Origin of the sequence: uncultured Alcanivorax sp. (genome assembly GCF_947258575.1) — a bacterium.
Lineage (GTDB): Bacteria > Pseudomonadota > Gammaproteobacteria > Pseudomonadales > Alcanivoracaceae > Alcanivorax.
The window spans coordinates 70,288-86,042 of record NZ_CAMYIV010000012.1 but is presented as its reverse complement, the minus strand read 5'-3'; the positions used below and the strand labels follow the sequence as shown (position 1 = coordinate 86,042).

The 15,755-nt window shown below is 62.2% G+C and carries 13 protein-coding genes; 11 read left to right on the top strand and 2 right to left on the bottom strand.

The window, feature by feature from the left end; all coding sequences use genetic code 11:
* Window positions 1–99: 99 nt before the first annotated feature.
* Window positions 100–2,676 (top strand): penicillin-binding protein 1A, encoded by a 2,577-nt coding sequence (locus tag Q0Y02_RS13870; protein ID WP_297769676.1) that lies wholly within the window; start codon window positions 100–102, stop codon window positions 2,674–2,676.
* Between the two features lie 150 nt (window positions 2,677–2,826).
* Here Q0Y02_RS13870 and Q0Y02_RS13865 read toward each other — a convergent pair whose 3' ends face one another.
* On the bottom strand, window positions 2,827–4,101 hold the full coding sequence (locus tag Q0Y02_RS13865) for a malic enzyme-like NAD(P)-binding protein (RefSeq protein WP_290536358.1): 1,275 nt from the start codon (window positions 4,099–4,101) through the stop codon (window positions 2,827–2,829).
* A gap of 128 nt (window positions 4,102–4,229) precedes the next feature.
* Window positions 4,230–4,448 (bottom strand): 50S ribosomal protein L31, encoded by a 219-nt coding sequence (rpmE, locus tag Q0Y02_RS13860; protein WP_035245139.1) that lies wholly within the window; start codon window positions 4,446–4,448, stop codon window positions 4,230–4,232.
* A gap of 158 nt (window positions 4,449–4,606) precedes the next feature.
* On the opposite strand from rpmE, the gene Q0Y02_RS13855 reads away from it, so the two are divergent.
* The 10 genes from Q0Y02_RS13855 (at window position 4,607) to Q0Y02_RS13810 (ending at window position 15,716) form a co-directional block, all read left to right on the top strand.
* Complete coding sequence (locus Q0Y02_RS13855) at window positions 4,607–6,778, top strand: primosomal protein N' (protein ID WP_297769670.1); 2,172 nt, start codon at window positions 4,607–4,609, stop codon at window positions 6,776–6,778.
* A gap of 107 nt (window positions 6,779–6,885) precedes the next feature.
* Complete coding sequence (argS, locus tag Q0Y02_RS13850; RefSeq protein WP_297769667.1) at window positions 6,886–8,640, top strand: arginine--tRNA ligase; 1,755 nt, start codon at window positions 6,886–6,888, stop codon at window positions 8,638–8,640.
* A 21-nt stretch (window positions 8,641–8,661) separates the two neighbouring features.
* Window positions 8,662–9,291 (top strand): SPOR domain-containing protein, encoded by a 630-nt coding sequence (locus Q0Y02_RS13845; protein WP_297769664.1) that lies wholly within the window; start codon window positions 8,662–8,664, stop codon window positions 9,289–9,291.
* A 290-nt stretch (window positions 9,292–9,581) separates the two neighbouring features.
* Complete coding sequence (gene hslV / locus Q0Y02_RS13840; RefSeq protein WP_297769662.1) at window positions 9,582–10,124, top strand: ATP-dependent protease subunit HslV; 543 nt, start codon at window positions 9,582–9,584, stop codon at window positions 10,122–10,124.
* A gap of 1 nt (window position 10,125) precedes the next feature.
* Window positions 10,126–11,460, top strand: coding sequence for an ATP-dependent protease ATPase subunit HslU (gene hslU, locus Q0Y02_RS13835; RefSeq protein ID WP_297769659.1), 1,335 nt, complete (start codon window positions 10,126–10,128; stop codon window positions 11,458–11,460).
* Between the two features lie 110 nt (window positions 11,461–11,570).
* Window positions 11,571–12,266 carry a hypothetical protein gene (locus Q0Y02_RS13830; protein ID WP_297769656.1) on the top strand — a complete coding sequence of 232 codons (696 nt, stop codon included), beginning with the start codon at window positions 11,571–11,573 and terminating at the stop codon, window positions 12,264–12,266.
* A gap of 1 nt (window position 12,267) precedes the next feature.
* The gene (ubiE, locus tag Q0Y02_RS13825; RefSeq protein ID WP_297769653.1) at window positions 12,268–13,020 is read left to right on the top strand and encodes a bifunctional demethylmenaquinone methyltransferase/2-methoxy-6-polyprenyl-1,4-benzoquinol methylase UbiE; all 753 of its coding nucleotides are present in this window, start codon (window positions 12,268–12,270) and stop codon (window positions 13,018–13,020) included.
* Window positions 13,017–13,688 carry an SCP2 sterol-binding domain-containing protein gene (locus Q0Y02_RS13820; RefSeq protein WP_297769651.1) on the top strand — a complete coding sequence of 224 codons (672 nt, stop codon included), beginning with the start codon at window positions 13,017–13,019 and terminating at the stop codon, window positions 13,686–13,688. Before ubiE ends, Q0Y02_RS13820 begins: the two co-directional genes overlap by 4 nt.
* Window positions 13,688–15,295: an AarF/UbiB family protein gene (locus tag Q0Y02_RS13815; protein ID WP_297769647.1), complete on the top strand. Its 1,608-nt coding sequence runs from the start codon at window positions 13,688–13,690 to the stop codon at window positions 15,293–15,295. Before Q0Y02_RS13820 ends, Q0Y02_RS13815 begins: the two co-directional genes overlap by 1 nt.
* A gap of 85 nt (window positions 15,296–15,380) precedes the next feature.
* Entirely contained in the window at window positions 15,381–15,716 is a 336-nt protein-coding gene (locus tag Q0Y02_RS13810; protein ID WP_035245151.1) for a phosphoribosyl-ATP diphosphatase, read from the top strand.
* The last annotated feature ends 39 nt before the right edge of the window (window positions 15,717–15,755 follow it).

Genomic DNA, 15,755 nt, shown 5'->3' with positions numbered 1-15,755 from the left:
AACAGATATTAGATCACAACAACCTTTCCACCATATAATGACCCACTTCACGGGCCCGCTAGGCCTTTCTACCGATACCAGCCAGTAGTTGTCGAAAACATGCGCTTACCCTCCTGGACCCGATACCTGCTCCTTCTCCTGATTGCCGGCGCCGGTGGCGGGCTATCCATTCTGGCCGCCAGCTATTTGTATCTGGCCCCGCAACTGCCCCCCGCCAGTCAGATCCGCGAGGTGGAATACCAGATTCCCCTGCGCATTTACAGCAATGATATAAAACTTATTGCTGAATATGGGGAAAAACGCCGACAACCGGTCTCCTACGAGGAATTGCCGGAAACCCTGGTCCAGGCAGTACTGGCTGCTGAAGATGAGCGCTTCTTCAGGCACAACGGCGTTGATCTGAAAGGCCTGGTACGGGCCGCCGTGGAACTGGCCCGCTACCGGGAAATCCGCTCCGGCGGCTCCACCATCACCATGCAGGTCGCGCGCAACTTCTTCCTCAGCCGGGACCAGCGCTTTCTGCGCAAATTCAACGAGATTGTCCTGGCCATCCAGATCGAGCGGGTACTCAGCAAGCAAGAGATTCTCGAGCTTTACCTGAACAAGATCTATCTGGGCCACCGGGCCTACGGGGCCGAAGCCGCCGCCCAGGTCTACTACGGCAAATCTGTGGGGGAGCTCGATATCGCCCAGCAGGCCATGATCGCCGGCCTGCCCAAGGCCCCTTCCGCCTATAACCCGATCACCAATCCGGAACGGGCGAGAGTGCGACGCAACTGGATCCTGTTTCGAATGGAAGAAACCGGCGCCCTCACCCCTGAGGCGCGCAAGGCAGCCCAGGCGGAACCGGTCAGTGCCCGTTTCCATGCTGCCCGCCCCGAGGTAGATGCCGCCTACGTGGGCGAAATGGTCCGCCTGCAGGCGGCCAAACTGGTGGAACAGGATATTTTTACCGACGGCATTCGCATCATCACCACCATCGACAGCAAGCGCCAGGCCGCGGCGGTACAGGCACTGCGAACCGGCCTGCACAGCTACGACGAACGCCATGGTTATCGCGGCCCGGTAGCGCAGCGAGACATCAGCGAAGCCCCGGCATTGCCGGCCATCGACGTGTCTGACAGTGAACAGCCACCGACAGAAGAGAGCGAACTGCCTGCGCAGGCAGAAAAAGCGGAAATCGAGAAAACCATTACCGGGCTGGACCCGAAAGTCGCCCGCTGGGTAAAGATGATCCGCGACCAGCAACGAATCGGCCCCCTGCAACCGGTCATCGTCACCCGCGTTGGCGACCAGGATGCAGACATCCTGTTCCGCGATGGCAAGCGCGCCCAACTGGCCTGGGATGATATCCGCTGGGCCCGCCCCCAGCTCAACAACAAATATGTCGGCGAAGAGCCTCAGAAAGCCGCCGACGTACTGACCCGGGGCGACATCATCCGAGTCCGCCCGGTGGGCCCGGACGATAACCGCCGCTGGCGCCTGGCCCAGTTGCCCGTCGCGCAATCCGCCCTGGTCTCACTGGACCCGGCCACCGGTGCCGTGGTCGCCATGCAGGGTGGCTACAGCTTTTCGGCTTCCAACTTCAATCGGGCCGTGCAAAGTGAGCGCCAGGCCGGCTCCGTATTCAAACCCTTCATCTATACCTCCGCCATGGAGAACGGCTTCACCCCTGCCTCCATCATCAATGACGCGCCCGTGGTGTTCGATGACGACAAGCTGGAAACCGCCTGGCGCCCCACTGGTGCCAGCGGCAAGTTCTACGGCCCCACCCGCATGCGCGAGGCCCTGTATCGCTCCCTGAACCTGGTCTCCATTCGCATTCTGCGTCAGATCGGCATCAGCCAGGCCATGGGCACCCTGAAACGCTTCGGCCTGCCCGCTGACGGCTTTCAGCGAGACCTGTCCCTGGCACTGGGTAGTGCCAGCGTCACCCCGATGGATATTGCCAACGCCTACAGCGTCTTCGCGAACGGTGGCTACCGGGTTACCCCCTGGGCCATTCAGCGCATTGAAAATGCGGATGGCGACATCCTCTGGCAGGCAGCGGACGTCATTCTCTGCGAGCCCCCCTGCCTGCCACCTCTGAAACTGGAAGATGAGATCACCGAGCTGGCATCAACAGAAGAATCCGGCTCTGATGACGGGGACAACGCCGACAAGCCAATCACACCGATACAGCCAGAACCAGTCATGGCCCCACGGGTACTGGATCCACGCATTGCCTGGCTGATGAATTCCATGCTCCAGGATGTGATTCGGGTTGGCACCGGCAACAAGGCCCGCGCCCTGGGCCGTGATGACCTGGCTGGCAAGACCGGCACCACCAACGACCAGGTGGATGCCTGGTTCTCTGGCTATGCGCCAGACCTGGTGGCCACCGTCTGGGTGGGCTTTGACAACCCGGCCAACCTGGGCTGGGGCGAATACGGTGGCAAGGCAGCCCTGCCGATCTGGATCGACTACATGGGCCCGGCCCTGCAAGGGGTTCCGGAACGTCAACTGGAGCAACCCTCCGGCATCGCCACCGTGCGGATCGATCCCGACAGCGGCCTGCTGGCGCGCCCGGATAACCCCAATGCCATCCGCGAGTACTTTATTGAGGACCAGGTGCCGGAAATGGAACCCCAGCGCGGCCCCGGCGGCAGCAACAGCGCACCGGAACAGATATTTTAACGCCTGACGCCTGACGCCTGACGCCTGACGCTGATCACTGTAAGGACCGCTTTTTCGCGTCAAGCATCAGGCCTGGCAGGCCCATAAAAAAACCGCCTTTCGGCGGTTTTTTTCGTCTTGCGTCAGGCGCTTCGCATCAAGCACGCCCCATCACAACTCCGGAAAAATCTCATCCAGTGAGTTCAACGGATAATGAGAGGGGTAGCCCTTGCGAGCCACACCACAATCCACCGCCGCACGAGCCACCGCCGAGGACACACGGCCCAGCAGACGAGGATCATTGGGCTTGGGAATGATGTAGTCCGCACCAAAGGTCAGCGGCTCACCGCCATAGGCGTCCAGCACTTCCTGAGGCGGCGCTTCACGCACCAGCTCGGCAATGGCGTGCACCGCAGCGATCTTCATTTCCTCGGTGATCGAGGTGGAGCGCACGTCCAGAGCACCACGGAACATGTACGGGAAACACAGCACATTGTTCACCTGGTTGGGAAAATCGGAACGCCCGGTAGCCACGATCGCATCCGGGCGCGCCGCCTTGGCCACCTCCGGGCGAATTTCCGGATCCGGGTTTGCCAGGGCAAAGATGATCGGCCGGGGCGCCATCTTCTTGACCATTTCCGGCGTCAGCATGTCCGGGCCGGACACACCGATAAACACGTCCGCATCTTCCACCGCATCGTTCAGGGTGCGCTTGTCGGTATCGTTGGCCAGCGCCGCCTTGTACTGGTTGAGATCATCGCGACGGCTGTGAATCACGCCCTTGCGATCCAGCACCAGGATATTTTCCTTGCGCGCGCCCATCTCGATCAGCAACCGCACCGATGCCACGCCCGCGGCGCCGGCACCCACACAGACCACCTTGATGTCTTCGATACGCTTTTTCTGGATTTCCAGCGCATTGATCAGACCCGCACCCACCACGATGGCGGTGCCGTGCTGATCATCGTGGAAGACCGGCACATCGCACTGCTCTTTAAGGATGCGCTCGATCTCGAAACACTCCGGCGCCCGGATATCTTCCAGGTTGATACCGCCAAAGGTGCGATGGATACGCACCACAGTGTCGATAAAGGCCTGGGAGTCTTCCGCGTCCACTTCGATATCAAACACATCGATACCGGCAAACAGCTTGAACAGAATCCCCTTACCTTCCATCACCGGCTTGGACGCCAGCGCACCCAGATTGCCCAGACCCAGGATGGCGGTGCCATCACTGATCACGGCGACCAGATTGCCCTTGGCGGTAAAGCGGTAGGCCAGCTCCGGCTCCCGGGCGATCTCGCGCACCGGTTCCGCCACACCCGGACTATAGGCCAGGCTCAGATCACGGCTGGTTGCCGCCGGCTTGGTTACCTCAACGCTGATTTTCCCTGGCCGCGGTTTGGCGTGGTATTCCAGGGCCGCCGTTCTCAAATCCTCAGACATGCTGGTCTCCGCTGGTCCCTAGTCGGGCTAAACTGTCAGGCTAAACACTGTGTACGCAAGATCTCAAAGCAAAAAGCACCCCGCAGGGTGCTTTTTAAAGGCTACATAAACTGCGGTGAAAACGCTGTTTAGTCCTTCTTGCTGCGCATCATGCCGAAACGCTGCTTGAACTTGTCGATCTGGCCACCGCTGTCGGCTTGCTTCTGCTTGCCGGTATAGAAAGGATGGCAAGCGGAACAAACGTCCAGGTCCATCGCACCGCCGCGGGTGGAATGGCTTTCAATAACATTACCGCAGCTGCAGGTATAAGTCGCTGCCTGGTATTCGGGATGAATCTCTGGTTTCATTGCTGAGCTCCAATATGTGTCGCTACCTGGCTCTACGACAGGCACCACACGGCTTGCGTCTGGGAAAAAGAAGGCGAATCATAACAGCTTGATCCCAATCCGCAAGCGCTGAGGGCCTATTTGAAGGCTCTTTGCCACCGCAGTCTTCAGGAACGCCCTTGTCAGCCAAGAAAACCCTGCAAATTGCCCTGCCGGTGCCGCTAACAGGCTGCTTTGACTACCTGTACCCGGGCGACACCCCGCCTGCGCGCGGCTGCCGGGTGCAAGTCTCTTTCGGTCGTCGCACCCTGGTGGGCCTGGTCCACGGTCACGGCAACAGCGATTACCCCAAACTCAAAGCCGTCCAACGGGTGCTGGACGACAGCCCTGTCCTGCCGGCAGAGCTCTACCAGCTGTGCGAACGGGCCGCCCGCTATTACCACCACCCCCTCGGCGAGGTCCTCAATTATGCCCTGCCCGCCCTGCTGCGTCAGGGCAACGATGCCCAAGCAAGCCAGGAAAAACGCTGGCAGCTTACCGAACGGGGTCACCATGTCAGCGACGACCAGGTCAGTCGGGCGCCGCGCCAACGCCAGGCCCTGCTCACCTTGCGTGATCACCCCAAGGGGTTGAGCAGCGCCATGCTCGCCGCCCTGGAGGTTCCTTCAACCGCCCTAAACAGCCTGCGAGACAAGGGCTGGGCGGAGCAGGTGGCTATGGACGATGACGCACCGCCCAAGGACATTCTGGCCCAGCCCCCCCTGGCCGCCAATGCAGAACAGCGCAAGGCCATCCACGCCCTGCAAGAAGCCCGGGGCTTTTCCCCCTTCCTGCTCGACGGCGTCACCGGCAGCGGCAAGACCGAGGTCTACTTACAGGCCATGACCGCGCATCTGACCGCCGGCAAACAGGTTCTGGTGCTGATCCCGGAAATCGGCCTGACACCGCAGACAGTGCAGCGCTTCCGCCAGCGATTCGCGGTGCCGGTAGTCACCCTGCACTCCGGGCTCACTGACCGGGAGCGGCTGGACAACTGGCTGGCGGCCCGGGATGGCAAGGCGCGCATCATCATCGGCACCCGCTCTGCCATCTTTACCCCAATGGCCGACCCGGGCCTGATCATTGTCGACGAAGCCCACGACGCCTCCCTGAAACAACAGGACGGCTTTCGCTTCCATGCCCGCGACCTGGCCACCTGGCGAGCCCAGCAACTGGATATCCCGGTGGTGCTGGGCAGCGCCACCCCGGCCTTGGAAACCCTGCAACTGGCCCGGGAGGAACGCTTCCAGTGGCTGAAACTGTCGCAACGAGCCACCGATCAGGGACGCCCGCCCATCGAAATCCTCGACGGCACCCTGGCCGCTCCCGGTCAACCTCTGCTACCCCAGTCCCTGCAGGCGATAAAACACTGCGTCGAGCAGGGCAACCAGGCCCTGGTCTTTATCAACCGGCGCGGCTACGCCCCCATGATCCTCTGCCAGGATTGCGGCTGGCAGGCGGAATGCCGCCGTTGCGACAGCTTCCTGACCTGGCACCGCAGCGAAGGCAGCCTGCGCTGCCACCACTGCGACTATCAGCAGCGGGTGCCATCGCGCTGCCCGGAATGCGGCTCCAGCGCCATCCATGAAGCCGGCAGTGGCACCGAAAAACTCACCGAACTACTGGAACAGTCGATACAAGTCCCGGTGATCCGCATCGACCGGGATGCCACTCGCCGCAAGGGCAGCCTGGATGCCCACCTGGCCACCATCCAGCAGGGCAACCCGGTAGTGATGGTGGGTACCCAGATGCTGGCCAAGGGCCATCACTTCCCGAAGCTGTCTCTGGTGGTGATTCTGGACATGGACGCCGGCTTTCTCAGCGCCGACTTTCGCGGCCCGGAACAGGCCGCCCAACTGCTGCTGCAAGTGGCAGGGCGCAGCGGCCGGGAAGACCAGGGCCGGGTACTGCTGCAAACCCGCCACCCGGACCACCCGCTCCTGCAACTGGCCGCCAGCGGCGACTACCCGGCCCTGGCCAGCGCCTTGCTGGAGGAACGGAAGATGGCCGGCCTGCCCCCTTTCGGTCACCTTGCCCTGTTCCGCTGCGAAGCCATGAGCATGGCCAACGCCATGGAGTTTCTGCAGCAGCTGGCAGGCATCCCGCTGCCCCCCGGTGTTCACCTGCTCGGCCCCGTCCCCGCCCCCATGGAAAGACGCGCCGGGCGCTACCGCACCCAGATGCTGCTGCAATGCAGCAGCCGCCCCCCACTGCATCAGGCCATCAGCCTGTTGCTGGAACAGGCCCGCACCCTGCCCGCCGCCCGCCAGTGCCGCTGGCATCTGGATGTGGACCCGATTGATATGTTGTGACAACGCAACATGCAGCCCGCAGCAGGGCGCGTGCTGCGTAATCTCGCCTTTTCCCGTACAATCGCCGCCCAATCGAACGGCCCAGATGCCCTCCACAAAAGAATGCCATGAAAGAACGCCTAATTACCCTGATCGACAGCGCCCTGGACTCCCTGATTGCCGAGGGCAGCCTGCCCGCCGACGCCAAGCGCCCGGCGCAGATCGACCGCACCAAGGACAAGAGCCACGGCGACTTCGCCACCAATATCGCGTTGATGCTAGCCAAACCCGCCGGCATGAAGCCCCGCGACCTGGCGGAAAAACTGATTGCCGCCCTGCCAACGGATAACGCCGTGGCCAAAGTGGAGATCGCCGGTCCCGGGTTTATCAATTTCTTCCAGGCCGATGACTGGCTCACCGGCCTGCTGGATCAGGCCCTCGCCGACGAGCATCTGGGCGTGGCCCGCCCGGAGCAGGCACAGACCGTAGTGGTGGACTATTCCTCCCCCAACCTGGCCAAGGAAATGCACGTGGGGCACCTGCGCTCGTCCATCATTGGCGATGCCGTGGTGCGCACCCTGGAATTTCTCGGCCACCAGGTCGTCCGCCAGAACCACGTGGGCGACTGGGGCACCCAGTTCGGCATGCTGCTGGCCTACCTGGAAGAACAGAAAAGCGAGGAAAGCGACACCGAGCTGTCCCGCGAACTGGGAGACCTGGAAGGCTTCTACCGCGCCGCCAAACAACGCTTCGACGACTCCGACGACTTCGCCACCCGCGCCCGCAGCCTGGTGGTCAAACTGCAGGCCGGCGACGAAGACTGCCTGGCCCTGTGGCGGGAATTCAACAGCGTCTCCCTGAGCCACTGCCAAGCCGTCTATGACCGCCTGGGCGTGAGCCTGACCCCGGCGGACGTGCGCGGCGAAAGCGCCTACAACGATGACCTGGCCCGGGTGGTCAGCGACCTGGACGCCAGAGGCCTGCTCAGCGAAGACCAGGGCGCCCAGTGCGTGTTCATGGACGAATTCAAGAACAAGGAAGGCGCCCCGCTGCCAGTGATCGTGCAGAAAGCCGACGGTGGCTATCTCTACGCCACCACCGACCTGGCCGCCCTGCGTTACCGGGCCGGCACCCTGCATGCCGATCGCATGCTCTACTTCGTTGACCAGCGCCAGGCCCTGCACTTCCAGCAGATGTTCAGCCTGGCCAAGCGGGCTGGCTTTGTGCCGGAAGACACCGAGCTGGAACACATGGGCTTCGGCACCATGAACGGCCCGGATGGCCGCCCCTTCAAGACCCGTGACGGCGGCACCGTGAAACTGATCGACTTGCTCGATGAAGCCGAAGAGCGGGCCTATACGTTGGTCCGCGACAAGAACCCGGACCTGGACGACCAGGCCCTGCGCACCATCGCCCATGCCGTGGGCATTGGCGCGGTGAAATACGCGGACCTGTCCAAGAACCGCAGCAGTGACTACATCTTCAATTTCGAGCAGATGCTCAGCTTCGAGGGCAACACCGCCCCCTACCTGCTCTACGCCTACACCCGGGTGGCCAGCGTATTCCGCAAGGCCGGCCTGGACATGGCCGAGGTGAGCGGCGACTTCCTGCTGCAGGAAGAGGCGGAACAGGCCCTGGCCGCCCGCCTGGTGCAATTCGGGGAAGTGCTGGAGGGCGTGGCCGAAAAAGGCCTGCCGCACCTGCTGTGCACCTACCTGTATGATGTGGCCGGCTTGTTTTCCACATTTTACGAGCATTGCCCGATCCTCTCCGGCGACAATGAGGCCCTCAAACAAAGCCGCCTGAAGCTGGCTGCCCTCACTGCCCGCACCCTGAAACAGGGTATGGAACTGCTGGGCCTGAGCCCGCTCGAACGGATGTAGCCGAGAACCACAGGACACCCCATGGCAAAGAACACCAGCAAACGAGGGGCCAGCCGCGGCCCGGTACGCAAGAAGACGCAACGCCAGGTTCCTGGGTGGGTGTGGCTGTTCACCGGGCTGATGGTCGGCTTGTTTGTGGCCTTTCTGTTTCACCTGGGCAAGACCCAGCTGGAGCAAGGAGGCAACGGCACGGTGGCACAGAAACCGGAACAACCTGCCAAGCCGACCAAACCCGCCCCGAAAAAGGACAGCAGCGACGACTCCCCGCAATTCGACTTCTATGCGGTACTGCCGAAAATGGAAGTGATCGTGCCGCAGAATGAAAGCGATTCCGGCACCCGCAAGAGCCGTGACACCACGCAGGACAAGTCCACCAGCGAACGCAAGCCGGACGCCGGCACTCGCTCCAGCAACGAACGCTACTTGCTGCAGGCCGGCAGCTTCCGCCGCAATGAAGATGCCGACCGCCGCCGGGCGGAGCTGATCCTCAAGGGCTTCGACGCCGCCATCCAGTCCGTGGACCTGGAAAGCGGTGACAGCTGGCACCGGGTCATGATTGGCCCCTACGACAACCTTAACGCCATGCATCGGGCCCAGGACACGTTGGCCGGCAACGGCATCGAGACCTTGCCGATCAAGATGAAGAAGTGAGTGTTTCCCAACTGTAGGAGCTTGCCTGCAAGCGATGCGGGATGAATCAAGCTCCTGCGGTTGATTGATAGTTGATAATGGATAATTGATAACGGCTCAATACAGGGCTTCGGCTCTCAAAGGACAAAAGCCGCAATCAGGCCATGGCCGCGGCCCTCTGTGCTTGCGCGGCACCAAGCCTCCTCGCGAGTTATCAATTATCCATTATCAACTATCAATTGCCCCTCTTCCCTTGAATACCCTCCCCCCCGCCCTTACCTCCCCTTCTACGAGACAAAAGGAGAACGCCCGTGGAGCAGTATCGCGGTACGACAATCGTTTCCGTTCGCCGGGGCAACAACGTGGTCATCGGTGGTGATGGCCAGGTCAGCCTGGGCAACACAGTCATGAAGGGCAACGCCCGCAAGGTACGCCGCCTCTATCACAACAAGGTGATTGCCGGGTTTGCCGGTGGCACCGCCGACGCCTTTACCCTGTTCGAGCGCTTCGAAGCACAACTGGAAAAGCACCAGGGCCATCTGGTCCGCGCCGCCGTGGAACTGGCCAAGGACTGGCGCACCGACCGCGCCCTGCGCCGTCTGGAAGCCCTGTTGGCGGTGGCCGACAAGGACAGCTCCCTGATCATCACCGGTAACGGCGATGTGATCGAGCCGGAAAAACACGGTCTGATCGCCATCGGCTCCGGCGGCCCCTTCGCCCAGTCCGCCGCCACCGCCTTGCTGGAAAATACCGAGCTGTCCGCCCGCGACATCGTGGCCAAGAGCCTGGCCATCGCCGGCGACATCTGTATTTACACCAACCACAACCACACCTTCGAAGAGCTGGACGGCTAACATGGCAGCACTGACTCCCAAAGACATCGTTTCTGAACTGAACCGTCACATCATCGGTCAGGATGCCGCCAAGAAAGCCGTGGCCCTGGCCCTGCGCACCCGCTGGCGGCGCATGCAGTTGCCGGCGGAAATGCGCGCCGAAGTGTCCCCCAAGAACATCCTGATGATCGGCCCCACCGGGGTGGGCAAGACCGAGATCGCCCGCCGCCTGGCCAAACTGGCCGACGCCCCCTTTATCAAGATCGAGGCCACCAAGTTCACCGAAGTGGGCTATGTGGGCCGGGACGTGGAATCCATCATTCGCGACCTGGTGGAAATGGCCATCAAGATGCTGCGCGAAAAGGCCATTGCCCGCGTTGGCAGCCAGGCCGATGACGCCGCCGAAGAGCGCATCCTCGACGCCCTGCTGCCCGCCGCCCGCGGCGAGGAAGAGAGCAAGACTGACAACAGCACCCGCCAGATCTTCCGCAAGAAGCTGCGCGAGGGCGAGCTGGACGACAAGGAAATCGAGATCGAGGTGTCCAGCAACCCGGCCGGGGTGGAAATCATGGCACCGCCGGGCATGGAAGAGATGACCAGCCAGCTGCAGCAGATGTTCTCGAAAATGGGCGGCAGTGGTAACAAGCGCACCCAGAAACTGCGTGTGCGCGAAGCCTACCGACTGATCCGCGACGAGGAAGCCGCCCGCTTCGTCAACGAAGATGAGCTGAAAGTGCAGGCCATTGATGCGGTGGAAAACAACGGCATCGTGTTCCTGGATGAAATCGACAAGGTGGCCAAGCGCGGCGAGAGCGGCGGCACCGATGTGTCCCGCGAAGGCGTTCAGCGCGACCTGTTGCCGCTGATTGAAGGCTCTACCGTATCCACCAAGTACGGCATGGTGAAAACCGATCACATCCTGTTTATCGCCTCCGGCGCCTTCCACCTGTCCAAGCCCAGCGACCTGATCCCGGAGCTGCAGGGCCGGCTGCCGATCCGCGTGGAACTGAGCCCGCTCAGCCCGGACGATTTCCAGCGCATTCTCACCGAACCCAAGTGCTCGCTCACCGAGCAATACAAGGCCCTGTTGCAGACCGAAGGGCTGAACCTGGAAATCACCGACGACTGCATCCGGCGCATCGCCGAAGTGGCCTGGCAGGTCAACGAACGCACCGAAAACATCGGCGCTCGGCGCCTGCATACGGTGCTGGAGAAACTGCTTGAGGAAATCAGCTTCGACGCAGACTCCCTGGCCACCCAGTATCATGACAAGCCACTGGTACTGGATGCCGAAGCGGTGGATCGCTATCTGGGTGAACTGGCCGATGACGACGATCTGAGCCGGTATATTCTGTAAAACGTCTAAAGTCTGACGACGGACGTCTGACGCTGAATTCAATGGCGTCAGATGTCTGACTTCCGACCTCAGACCGCTTTCCTGCTATTATCCCCGCCGGAGGAAAAACCATGACCGCCGGCGAACAGCTTCAACACTATCTCGATCGTTTCTTTGCCCTGCGCCAGCATGGCGACGACACCCTGTTTCTCGCCCGCCTGCAACGTCTGCAGGACTGGCAGGGGGAACGTCTCAAGCACACCCATCGTCACCTTCTGAACGCGCCCGCCACGGCTGAGGGCATTCGTTTTCTCCTCGAGGAAGTCTACGGCGGTCGCGAACTGCTGCCGGTAGCCCGGGAAATCCGCCGCGCCCTGCCCAAGGCCATGAAGCTGCTGCCAGACAAGGTCATGGCCACCTCCGCCAGCGCCCTGGAGGCCGCGATTCTCACTCAGGAGCTGGACGAGCAGGTCACCGACTGGCTGGGTAGCGAGCTGGATCAACCGCTCACCGAGCTGACCTACCTCAAGGGGTTTCGCCAGCAAAGCCATCATGCTGCCCGCCAGCGCCAGCTACAATTGGTCGCCGAGCTTGGCCATCGGCTGGACCGCTATATCCGCTCACGAATGATACAGACCACCTTTCGCATGGTACGCAGACCGGCCCATGCGGCAGGCTTTGCGAACCTGTATGATTTCATGGATCGCAGCTTCCGGGTGATGAAGCCAGTGCCCAGTGTCGGCCTGCTGCTGGAGCAGCTGGCCGCACGGGAAGAGACCATCATGCAGAAGGTCTATGACCATCACCCGGCCCCCTTCGAGGACTGACATGAACGACGAAACCAAGGTCACCCACTTCGGTTACCAGCAGGTGCCGTGGCAGGAAAAGCAGCAGAAAGTGGCCGGCGTATTCCGCTCCGTGGCGGGCAAATACGATGTCATGAACGACCTGATTTCCATGGGTAGCCACCGCCTGCTCAAGCGCATGACCATCGAACTGGCCGGGGTACGACCGGGGCACAAGGTACTGGACCTGGCCGGTGGTACCGGCGATCTGGCCATCAAGTTTTCCCGCCTTGTCGGCGAAACCGGCCAGGTGGTGTTGGCGGACATCAATGACGCCATGCTGGAAGTGGGCCGCGACCGGCTGTTCGATGCGGGCTGCAGCCATAACACCCAGGTCACCCAGGTGAACGGCGAATGCCTGCCTTTCGAAGACAACAGCTTCCACTGCATCACCATTGCCTTCGGCCTGCGCAACATCACCGACAAGGATGCCGCACTGCGCTCCATGCTGCGGGTGCTGAAACCCGGCGGCCGGCTGCTGGTACTGGAATTTTCCACCCCGGTACACAAGCCACTGGCCAAGGCCTATGAGCTGTACTCCTTCGGGGTATGGCCCAAACTGGGCAAGCTGATCGTCAATGACGCGGACAGCTACCAGTACCTGGCCGAGTCCATCCGCATGCACCCGGACCAGGACACCCTGCAGGGAATGATGGACCAGGCCGGCTTCGCCCGTACCGAATACTTCAACATGCTGGGCGGCATCGTGGCGCTGCATAGAGGGTTCAAATTTTGAGTCTGAAAGACCAGTCCCGCTCCCCCGGCCTGCTCTCCACCACGGCCCTGGCCACGGTGGAGAGAGCCATCAACACCGCCCTGCGCTCCGATCCGGCCAGTGCCGACCGGCTGGCGCTGCATGCCGGGCGCCTGCTGGCCATCGAGGTGACCTTACCGCCGCTGGCCATCTATGCGCTGATCGTGGAAGACGGGGTGGAGTTATACCACCGCAGTGATGCCAACGCGGATGTCACGGTAAAGGGCAACCCCATGGACCTGGCCTCCCTGCTGCTGAACTGGAATACCCGCCCCGGCGTCATCGGCGGCCCGGTGGACATTAGCGGCAACCGGGAACTGTTGCAGGAAATGCAGCAACTGGCCCGCGAACTGCAGATTGACTGGGGCGCCATCCTTGAGCCTGTGACCGGTTCGGAGCTGGCACAGCAACTGGACTACAGCGCCCGCCGCCTGTTCGGCTGGGCTCGCCAGGCCGCCGGTCGGCTGACCGAGCAACTGGCCGACTACGTGGGCAACGAATCCGGCCTGACTCCCGGCCGTCGTGATGTCTATGAATTCGGTCAGGACGTGGACGAGCTGCGTATGGACGTGGACCGTCTGGATGCACGCATCCAGCGCCTGCGCACAGCGCGACCCGGCAGCACCAGCAACGGGAGCGCCACCGACTGATGCTCCCCGTTACCCGCATTCTGGTGGTCGCCCATGTGGTGTGCCGCTACCGATTGATTGCCCTGCTGCCCTCGCACCCGCTGCGCAATGTGCTGCTGATCCTGTCGTTCCTGGTGCCCTCAAGCTGGCTTGGCACCGGCAAACTCAGCGAAGGCGAGCGCCTGCAGAAAGCCCTGGAACGTCTCGGCCCCATCTTCATCAAGTTCGGCCAACTGATGGCCACCCGTCAGGACATGCTGCCCCCGGAATGGACCCGCGCCCTGGCGCGACTGCAGGACCAGGTGGCCCCCTTCGACGGGCAACAGGCCCGGGACCTGGTCGCGGCCAGCCTGAGCCAGCCCTTCGATGAGGTATTCCGCGACTTTGACAGCACCCCCATGGCCGCCGCCTCCGTGGCCCAGGTCCATGCCGCCACCCTGCACAGCGGCCAGCAGGTGGTCGCCAAGGTACTGCGCCCCACCATCCGCCCGGTGGTGCAACGGGACCTGAAGGTGATGGCCTTCGGTGCCCGCTGGCTGGAAAGGTTATGGCGCGATGCCCGCTACTTCCGCCCGGCCCGGGTGGTGCAGGATTATCGGGACATCATCCTGGGGGAACTGGATCTGGCTGCCGAGGCCCGCAACAGCGAAACCATGCGCCGGCACTTCCTGTTCAGCCCGCTGCTGCACATTCCGGCCATTCATCTGGAGCTCTCCAGCCCCACCGTGATCATCATGGATCGCATCCATGGCATCCCGGTGAATGATATCGAGCGCATCAAGGCCGCCGGCATTGATCCCAAGGTGCTGGCAGAACGGGGCGTGGAAATCTTCTTTTCCCAGGTATTCCGTTTCAATTTCTTCCACGCGGACATGCACCCGGGCAACATCTTCGTCAACCCGGAACACCCGGAATCCCCCCAGTACATGGCTGTAGATGCGGCCATCGCCGGGCGCTTGTCGAAGGAAGACCTGAACGTGCTGGGCCGCATGGTGCTGGCCGTCATGCGCGAAGATTACAGCGCCCTGGTGGATGCGGTGATCCGCGCCGGCTGGAATACCGCCCCCATCGACCGCCCCCGCTTTGAGCGGGCCGTGATCGACATTGTCGAGCCGGTGCGGTCCGCCCAGCTGGACCAGCTGGAATTCGCGCCGCTGGTGATGAAGCTGTTCGATATGGCGCGCCACTACCAGATCGAAATGCCGGTGCAGTACATCCTGCTGATGAAGACCCTGGTGCATATCGAAGGGCTGGGGCGCAGCATCTACCCGCAGCTGGATATCTGGAGCACCGGCCGGCCACTGCTGGAAGCCTGGATGCTGGCCGAATACGGCCCCAGCGCGACACTGAAAAAACTACAGAATCGCATGCCGGAATGGACCGCCCAGCTACCCGAGATGCCTGATTTGCTGCGCGACGGTCTGGAAAGCCTGCGCGAGCTGCCCTACCAGCAGGACCGCCTGGAAGCCCGCTTCGAACAGGCCCTGTTACGCCACCGGCACAAGCTGTTTGCCGGTCTGGCAGGACTGGGCTGCGCCGGCACCGCCGTGTGGCTGGCAACCCCCCATTTCAGCTGGCCACTGGCCGCGGCTGCCATGCTGCTGGTGAGCTGGAGCTGGCGGCGCTAGACTGTGGCACCGCACCGCGGCACACCGGATAATCCGTCGGCGCCCGCCCGCAGCAGGCGCCAACAATAAAGAAAGTGCAAACGCTATGTCAGATATACTCAGCCAGCTCCATCAGGTGCTTGAATCCCGCAAGGGCTCCGACCCGGACAGCTCCTACGTGGCCAGCCTGTACGCCAAAGGATTGAACAAGATCCTGGAAAAAGTGGGCGAGGAGGCAGTGGAAACCATTCTCGCCGCCCGCGACGCGGAAGTCAGCGGCAAAACCGATGCGCTGATCAGCGAAACCGCAGATTTGTGGTTCCATAGTCTGGTCATGTTGGCCAAACTGGGAGAGCACCCGGACAAGGTACTGGCAGAACTGGAGCGCCGCTTCGGCCTGTCCGGCCATGACGAAAAAGCGGCGCGCGGCAGCAAGCACTGAACCGCCCTGACTATTGGCGCCTGACCTACTGGAGAGAGA

Excerpts from the sequence above, each read along its gene's own strand:
- Q0Y02_RS13870 (WP_297769676.1), top strand. The coding sequence starts at position 100 with ATGCGCTTACCCTCCTGGACCCGATACCTGCTCCTTCTCCTGATTGCC.
- Q0Y02_RS13865 (WP_290536358.1), bottom strand. The coding sequence starts at position 4,101 with ATGTCTGAGGATTTGAGAACGGCGGCCCTGGAATACCACGCCAAACCG.
- rpmE (WP_035245139.1), bottom strand. The coding sequence starts at position 4,448 with ATGAAACCAGAGATTCATCCCGAATACCAGGCAGCGACTTATACCTGC.
- argS (WP_297769667.1), top strand. The coding sequence starts at position 6,886 with ATGAAAGAACGCCTAATTACCCTGATCGACAGCGCCCTGGACTCCCTG.
- Q0Y02_RS13845 (WP_297769664.1), top strand. The coding sequence starts at position 8,662 with ATGGCAAAGAACACCAGCAAACGAGGGGCCAGCCGCGGCCCGGTACGC.
- hslU (WP_297769659.1), top strand. The coding sequence starts at position 10,126 with ATGGCAGCACTGACTCCCAAAGACATCGTTTCTGAACTGAACCGTCAC.
- Q0Y02_RS13830 (WP_297769656.1), top strand. The coding sequence starts at position 11,571 with ATGACCGCCGGCGAACAGCTTCAACACTATCTCGATCGTTTCTTTGCC.
- ubiE (WP_297769653.1), top strand. The coding sequence starts at position 12,268 with ATGAACGACGAAACCAAGGTCACCCACTTCGGTTACCAGCAGGTGCCG.
- Q0Y02_RS13815 (WP_297769647.1), top strand. The coding sequence starts at position 13,688 with ATGCTCCCCGTTACCCGCATTCTGGTGGTCGCCCATGTGGTGTGCCGC.
- Q0Y02_RS13810 (WP_035245151.1), top strand. The coding sequence starts at position 15,381 with ATGTCAGATATACTCAGCCAGCTCCATCAGGTGCTTGAATCCCGCAAG.